The sequence below is a fragment of the uncultured Campylobacter sp. genome, from assembly GCF_938040115.1.
Classification (GTDB): domain Bacteria; phylum Campylobacterota; class Campylobacteria; order Campylobacterales; family Campylobacteraceae; genus Campylobacter_A.
Window position 1 is genome coordinate 1 of sequence record NZ_CALHXD010000203.1, and the last position, 1,588, is coordinate 1,588.

At 52.1% G+C, this 1,588-nt stretch carries 1 protein-coding gene; it reads right to left on the reverse strand.

Going from position 1 to position 1,588, the window contains the following annotated elements:
- Positions 1-86 precede the first annotated feature (86 nt).
- Complete coding sequence (locus Q0314_RS06905) at positions 87-1,577, reverse strand: hypothetical protein (RefSeq protein WP_298057753.1); 1,491 nt, start codon at positions 1,575-1,577, stop codon at positions 87-89.
- Positions 1,578-1,588: the final 11 nt, after the last annotated feature.

The window sequence follows — 1,588 nt, forward strand, 5'->3', positions numbered from 1 at the left end:
ATCAAATTTGGCTGGCGCAGTATGTAAGTTTAGCCCGATCAAAAACGGGCTAAAATGCTAAATCCTACTAACCAAAAAGAGCCAGCCTACCGATAAACCTCGCCGTCGATGATCGCCATAGTTTTGTTATCTTTACTGCGCGGCAGAGTGTAGAAAAAGCTGTGGCGAACGACCGTGCCGTCGTCGTATTTTAGCGTTAGCTCGCCTTGATCGAGCGTGTATGAGCCCTCGTCGCTGCGCGATTTTGAGCTGCCCCCGTCTATGCTGCCGCCTGGGGTACCCGAGGTTGCCATAGCATACGACGATCCGCCCGAGCTAAAGCGCCCTTTGCCGTCAAAGCAGTAGTATCCGCTCACGCCTACGCTCACAGTATCGCTGCCGCCCGACCAGCCGTGCAGGGACGACGAGCTGTCCTTGCGAAACGAGAAGCACTCTTTTGGCATTTGGCTTGAGATTTGCGCCTGAAACATATAATACCCCGTGCCGATGGAGTTCCACAAAAAGGTGCAGTCGTCGTTCTCGCAGTAGTAGCTCGTATCGTAGTCGTCGTTGCTGGTTATCGTTAGGATGCCGTCTTTGACCTTATACGTTCCGTCGATGCGCGTGCGCCAGTCGGGCTTTTCTAGGCGGCTAGCGTAGGTGCCGTCGTCGCGTAGATAAAAGGAATAATCTTCGCTCGTGTTTAAAAGCATGTTAAATTTCGTACCGCCAAATACCCCCGAGCCTTTTTTGCTCGCCCCGGCGCTACTATGTTTGACGCTAGAGTCCTTTGCGGGTTTTGCGGACTCGACCGAATTTGAGCTTGATTTGCTTACTTTTGCTTGCGTGCTACTTGCGCTTTTTTTAAAGACGAACAAGACCTCTTGCCCGTCCGCGACTTGTTTGTATTCGAGCATGCCGTCCTTTAGCCAAAACTCGCCCAGCCCTTTAGCGCTAAGCGCGTATTTGCCGCCGCCTAGACTTTCGTAGCCGCTTTTGCCCGCACTATTGTTGCACGAGCCGTCCGGATTTACGCCCACGATGCCTACCGTCGCTTCATTGCCTCCGATCTCAAAAAACGAGTCGCCGAAGCACTTTTGCCCCGCGACTTTAAAGCTCTGCCCCTGCGCCTTTAGCGAGACTAGCTCCCATCTGCCCTCAATCTCGCTTAAATTTGACCCGCCGAGGCCGGCTTGATTTACGGCGCCGTTTACGATGCCGGCTAAATTTACCTCGTCTTTTTTAAAGGTAAATACGATTTCATTGCTGCCCGTACCTTGTTTGTATTCGAGCGAGCCGTTATTTAGCCGTAGCTCGCCGCCGCCAAGCGAGTATCTGCCGCCGCCTAGGCTTTTTAGAGCGAAGTTTTGTTCGGCTTTTTCGCATGAGCTGTCGCCCGCGCTACTTAGGCTTAGGCGCGCGTTATCGCCGCTAGCCTCGATAAAAGAGTCTTCAAGGCACTTTTGTCCGGCCGTTTTAAACGTCTGACCCTGCGCCGTAACCGAAACGATGCTCCATCTGCCCTCTATCTCGCTAGCGCTTAAATTTAATCCGAGGCAAAGCGCTGCGAGGATTGCAAAAAAATTAAATTTAGCCATATTTTTCCTTT